The sequence below is a fragment of the Thiomicrolovo sp. ZZH C-3 genome, from assembly GCF_054862725.1.
In genome coordinates this window covers 1-5,832 of record NZ_JBTKXX010000007.1, presented here as the reverse complement: position 1 = coordinate 5,832, position 5,832 = coordinate 1, and the positions used below count along the sequence as shown (strand labels likewise).

Sequence of the window (5,832 nt, the reverse complement as noted above, 5' to 3'; positions counted from 1 at the left end):
CCGGCCCCATTCCGAACCCGGAAGCTAAGCCTCTCATCGCTGATAATACTGACCCTTTCAGGGTTGGGAACGTAGGTCGCCGCCTGGTTCTCGGATTTAACCTTCTTTACTAATTACCCAAACTTTTAAAACTAATCACACTGACTTACTTTACACCGGCGGCTATGCTCGCGTCACCCCAAGGGCACTTTGTCACTCTGTTCGGGCGCGTACTCCGTACTCGCTTCCTATTTATCTTACTTTACTCCTGTAAGAACGCAACCCTGTTGCCTTTTTCCATGAGATATTCTGGTTCATCGGAATTTTTCACAACTAACTTCTAATACCGACAACCTTTTAAGTCTTTACACCGGCTGCTCGGATCGTTTCTCACTTTGTGTTCACTCTCTGTTTATTGTATTTTACTCATATAAAATGTGACGTCGGTCACCTTTTATATGAGGTATCCTGCTTCATAGGTACATACAATCAACAATTTTTTGAACACTTATCAAGTATTCAAACCTCACAATACGCGCTTATTATTCTGTCTATATGTATTGTATTCAATATATCCGAGCGGACGCTGCAATCGCAGCAAGAACTCCAGGGTTGATTTCAATCTATTTCCACACTCATTACAGCAAGAAGACGCATAGACGCTATGAAATGAAGTTTGCATGGATCACGGCTTTTGACCGTTCTTTTGCTGGGGATAATGATGCGGGAGTCAGTGATTATTTTGACTAGATCCCCACCATATCATTTGCTTGTTGCAATAAATTGCCTCTAAGAAAAATTCATAATCTATGTAATAAACAACAGTAAATAAATAAAAAGTGTTTCCAAATGAAACAATATGATAATATTCTCAAAAAAATCTCTCTTTTGTATCAAAAACGACTTGTGTTATTTATAGCTTATTACAGGTATCAAAACCCCTATTTAGATAAGCTGTATGTATAAATATCTTTTATTTACGCATTTTTCATCATAATGATAAAAAAAATAATAAGATACTGTGATAAATCATTATTTATTTTCAGAATCGATTTATTTTCTCCTCTCTATAATGATCCGAGTTGAATGACAGGCTATCTGTCGAATTACTGTGTTCGTAGGAGTATAAATGACACGTACAATCAAATTGGCTGTTGCAGCGGCTATGGTTATGGGAGCAACATCTGCTTTTGCAACAAACGGCGACCACCTTCTTGGTCTTGGTGCGAAATCGCGTGCAATGGGGGGGATCTCTATCGGTATGAGCCATGGTGCGGAATCCGGTATCACCAACCCGGCACTGCTTGCGGGTATTAAAGGAACGGAAATTTCGTTCGGCGGTACGCTTTTCATGCCGAATGTCAAATACAATGCCAACAGAATAAGCGGTGACCCGGGGACACAGGACAGTGCTGCTGATCTGAATGTCATTCCTGAAGTATCGGTTGCTAACAAGGTTGGAGATAACTTCTATTGGGGTATCGGTATCTGGGGTACGGCCGGCATGGGGACGGATTACCGCAGTGAAGACGCCTCTGCATCCATGGAAATGGTCACGGCTCTGCAGCTGATGCAGCTTGGTGTGCCGGTCGCTTATGAAATGAACGGTTTCAGTGTCGGTTTCACCCCGATTCTTCAGTACGGTGCCCTCGACATTAACTATAAAAATCCAATTGATGGTTCTACAGTCGGTGCCGGCTTTGCGCAGGATCTGAAGTTTACCTATAACGTCGGTCTCGCCTATAATACCGGTGCATTGACAGTCGGTGCGGTGTATCGCGCGGAGATCCCGATGAAATACAAAGGTCAGATCTCGAATGCGGTCGGTCCGTTTGGAGCAGTGGGTGTTCCACCAATGGGTGACGAGCTGACGCAGCCCGCAGAGATCGGTGTCGGCTTCTCCTTCAAGCTTACCCGCGAAAATACAATTGCCTTTGATTACAAGCAGGTCAAATGGGGCGATGCCAAAGGGTATAAAGAGTTCAACTGGAAGAATACGGACGTCTATGCTGTCGGATACGAATTTGCAACAGACGGCTTCGCACTCCGTGCCGGGTATAACCACGGTGCCCAGCCAATTGAAGAGAAGACAGGTGGCACTGCGGCAGATGCCGCAATCAATATTTTCAACCTCCTCGGCTTCCCGGCGGTCGTTGAAGACCATATCACTGCCGGCGGTTCTGTAGCGTTGACGGATCAGCTTGCCGTTGATCTTGCAGTAACCTATGCACTGGAGACAAAAGTCTCATTTGATACGAGTGGACTGAGTCCCACCATGGCAGGTGAAACCAACAAAGTAACGCACTCGCAAAGCGGTGTCACATTCCAACTGACTTACGACTTCTAACAAAGCAAATCTACTGCTGACCTTTCCGCCTCCGGGCGGATCCTGATGATCTTGATACTGTGACATAGAATGGGACAATACACTATTGCTGTGCCGAATTTTTCGTTCTATATATGTGAATGTAAAGCCGATGAGTCATAGGTCTATAAGGTTTGTTGATTGAAAAAGGAGAAACAATGAAAAAAATAATGTTGTATATCGCATTGATGTTCCTGGCATTGAACGGTGCTGCCGCTACAGAACCGGCAGACGCAAATGTCAATGCCTATTATTATGCCGCCTACCTGGATACGGCGGAGGCGGAGAGCAGACTCAAAGGAGCCGGTTTCGATATCATCGGACACTATGCAGCGACGGAAAAGAGCGAGACGCTCATCATCACCAATAGTGCACTTCAGACGGCTGCCGGGAAACCTGGGCGCGGTTTCGGTGCGATCCTCCGCGTACTCGTCGACAGCGAGCAGAAGCGAATCGCCGTGACGAACCCTGTCTATTTCGGCAAAGCTTTCTTGCAGAACGATTATGACCCTGTCCTTGCCGAGAAGCTGACGAAAGCGCTTAACGACGCACTGGGCACGATGAGTGCTTCAGAAGACAGTTTTGCCTTCGATAAGCTGGAGGGCTATCACTTTATGATCGGTATGCCCTATTATGAGGATACCTACGAACTGGCCGAAGGGGATTCGGCAGCGCTACTCTCCAAACTTGACGCCTATAACGGCGGAAAAAATATCGTCTTCAAGCTGCCCGTCGGGGAGGGGAAGACGCTTGTAGGTTATGCCCTCAGCGACGATACAAAGACATTCGTCAAGACGATCGGCCTGCAGAACGCCGAGATCCTGCCCTATACGATCCTTATCGAAGAGGGCAAAGCGACAGCATTGGCGGCAAAGTACTACATTGCCATCAGTTATCCGCTTTTGACGATGGGTGAATTTATGCGTATCGTCAATACGCCCGGTGCAATTGAACAAGAGCTTTCAGCGCCTTTTGAATAACCGTGCGGCCGCCCGGCCGTATTCCCAACATCTCTTCTTATTTTCTTCCTATTGCTTTCTATTGTAGTGATTTTGTTGACTTGAAGACGTTTTTGATTTTCGGTGCGGATGCTGCAGCGATGAGCAGTGCGGTGACGGTCGGGCCTCATAGGCCGTCCCGGGTGTTATTCCGTAATACCGTTGACGGTATCGATAAAGAGGTTTTCCGCTTCGATCAGAGGATCAAGAGAGGCTTTGTCCGCTATATCTGTCGATGCGATCCAGTTCTGGACGGATGGGAAGCCCATATGGACGGTTTTCTCCCCTTTTTTCTTGTAGAGGAAAAAGGTACAGGGCGCAAAGGCACCGACTTCCGGATGGGTTTTGTGGATCGGGAAGATAACGTCGAGTTTACAGACGGAGTAGGTATCGTAAAAGTCAAAGCGTTCATCATCGCGCTCCTGCAGCTCCTCGTTGACATCGATAAAACCGGGGAAGAGAAAACCAATGGGTTCCATCTCCCCTTCGAACTCTGCCTCAAAATCATCCTTGGCATCGAGAAGAGACCCATCCTTGGAAGGCTCAAAAACGGCCTTAAAGTCTACAGACAGGGGTGTACTTGGGTCAGCAACCTTTTGATAGGCCAAGGGCTTAAAATGGCCTCCCGGAAGGGCAGAACGCAGCGCTTTTTCCATCTTGTCCGCCAGGGCGATCAGATCGGGATTGTCCATCGGTATCTGCGTCATACGTGAAAGGCCGCGCAGGGAGAGCAGGGAGATGTTCATATTCCTTTCGTTATCCTGCCAGATAGACATGGAAAGCGGTGTCAGAAGCCCCATCAGCGGATTGACGGCAATCAGACTGGAGGAGAGGTCGGGATCATGAATGGTGGCCAGACGGTAGACCGGAAAGTGTGTTGCTCCGAAGCGGGCCTTGAAGGGTTTGTTCATGTCGTTATTGCCGTCGATCAGAAAACCGCTCTCTTCAAACGCTTTTTCAATGCTCTTCCCGGTAATTTTCCCGGAGCTGTTTTCGACGGTGAAGATCCGGATGTCCTGATTCGTTTCGGAAGCGGCGGCGCTTATCAGTAGTGTCAGGGACAGAAATGTCCAAAGAAGGGTCCTGGCAATCGGTTTCATCTCACTCCTTAGTGATAAGTTTGTGAGACTAGTGTAGCGGCTGGGTCCTTAATTCAGAGAATGGTGATTGTATCACCTTTTTTTATTTTACCGCCCTGGAGTGTCCTGGCAAAGATACCGCGGTCATTTTTGAGCAGTTCGGGCAGTCTGGCATCGACTTTGCCGAGGCTGCTGCAGAGGGTGCAGTTCTGGGTGATGGCAACGATCGTCTCACCGATCTGCAGCTGCTGGCCGGCCTGGAGATCATAGGGGTTGATATCGATGACAATGTTCTCGCCCAGTGACCCGTAAGGCATCGTGATCCCTTCGTCGGCTGCCATGACATAGCTGGCCTGCTCCGAGGTGATCAGGATGGTACGGTTGAGGTTCTTGCCGTAGTATTTATCGCCGATGATACCCTGTTCGTCGATTTCGATCATATCGTATTCGTGGCGCCCTTCCACCCCTTTCAGCGCATGAAAGAGGGCCAGAACTTTTCCTTCGCGTTTTTTCACTGCTGAGCTCCTGTTCTCTTGAAGCTGTCATAGGTCATGGTTTTATGCGCGCCGCTGCTGACGTAGTCAAGCATGTTGGTAAAATCTTTCTCCTCGACATACCCCGGCGCGGCAAAGATGATCTCCGCATCGGCATCGATAAAAAGCGAAGAGGGGTAGAAGTTGTATCCGACATGCTTTGCAAAGTCGTGTCCGCTTCCCTTGAAATCTTTGAACGTGACAGTATCGTCATCGTTGATGTTGATATCGACCAGTGTGAAAGAGGATTCAAGCTGCGGCGCAACATGGTCATCGCCGAGGGTGAATTCATACATCGCTTCACAATAACCGCAGTCATTTTTATGGAGCCAGACAAGGAGGGTCTTCTTCTGCTTAGCCGTGTCGAGAGCTATACGGTCAAGGTCGATATCGCGGGCGGACAAGGAGAAAAAGAACGAGAGTAGAATCAAAAGAGTGATGAAGTGGTGTTTATACACTATTGGTGCCTTGGAGAGAAAACGGTGGGACGCCGAAGCGTCCACCCGGGNGGTCAAGGTCGATATCGCGGGCGGACAAGGAGAAAAAGAACGAGAGTAGAATCAAAAGAGTGATGAAGTGGTGTTTATACACTATTGGTGCCTTGGAGAGAAAACGGTGGGACGCCGAAGCGTCCACCCGGGAATTATTTGATTTTGGCTTTGGAACTCTTGGTGTTGCCCTTGAGGTCAACCCAGGTCATAACGAGTTCGTCACCCTTTTTGAAGTCGCCTTTGAACGCGAACTTGAAGATCGGGTTCTTGGAGAGGAACTGGCTGACGGAAGCGTCAAGAACAGTCGCCGCGCCGACTTTGGCGTCGATGTGCGTGATGAAGTTCGCGTTGTTGCGGTCGCCGGTTTTCTTCTCAGCGATGTCGTAT

At 48.3% G+C, this 5,832-nt stretch carries 6 protein-coding genes and 1 rRNA gene; 3 read left to right on the top strand and 4 right to left on the bottom strand.

The window, feature by feature from the left end; translation table 11 throughout:
• From rrf to ACXWTF_RS13370, 3 genes are all read left to right on the top strand, one after another.
• Positions 1 to 88: ribosomal RNA gene (gene rrf / locus ACXWTF_RS13380) — 5S ribosomal RNA — on the top strand; the annotation flags it as partial.
• A 1,020-nt stretch (positions 89 to 1,108) separates the two neighbouring features.
• Positions 1,109 to 2,326, top strand: a complete 1,218-nt coding sequence (locus ACXWTF_RS13375; protein ID WP_461715493.1) for an OmpP1/FadL family transporter — start codon at positions 1,109 to 1,111, stop codon at positions 2,324 to 2,326.
• Positions 2,327 to 2,502: 176 nt separating this feature from the next.
• Complete coding sequence (locus ACXWTF_RS13370) at positions 2,503 to 3,324, top strand: hypothetical protein (RefSeq protein WP_461715492.1); 822 nt, start codon at positions 2,503 to 2,505, stop codon at positions 3,322 to 3,324.
• Between the two features lie 164 nt (positions 3,325 to 3,488).
• Here ACXWTF_RS13370 and ACXWTF_RS13365 read toward each other — a convergent pair whose 3' ends face one another.
• The 4 genes from ACXWTF_RS13365 to ACXWTF_RS13350 all read right to left on the bottom strand — a co-directional run.
• The gene (locus ACXWTF_RS13365) at positions 3,489 to 4,442 is read right to left on the bottom strand and encodes a DUF302 domain-containing protein (RefSeq protein ID WP_461715491.1); all 954 of its coding nucleotides are present in this window, start codon (positions 4,440 to 4,442) and stop codon (positions 3,489 to 3,491) included.
• Between the two features lie 53 nt (positions 4,443 to 4,495).
• Entirely contained in the window at positions 4,496 to 4,936 is a 441-nt protein-coding gene (locus ACXWTF_RS13360) for an MOSC domain-containing protein (protein WP_461715490.1), read from the bottom strand.
• On the bottom strand, positions 4,933 to 5,412 hold the full coding sequence (locus ACXWTF_RS13355) for a thioredoxin family protein (protein WP_461715489.1): 480 nt from the start codon (positions 5,410 to 5,412) through the stop codon (positions 4,933 to 4,935). Before ACXWTF_RS13355 ends, ACXWTF_RS13360 begins: the two co-directional genes overlap by 4 nt.
• A gap of 185 nt (positions 5,413 to 5,597) precedes the next feature.
• The coding region (locus ACXWTF_RS13350; RefSeq protein ID WP_461715488.1) for a thiosulfate oxidation carrier complex protein SoxZ at positions 5,598 to 5,832 on the bottom strand (235 nt) is incomplete at its 5' end.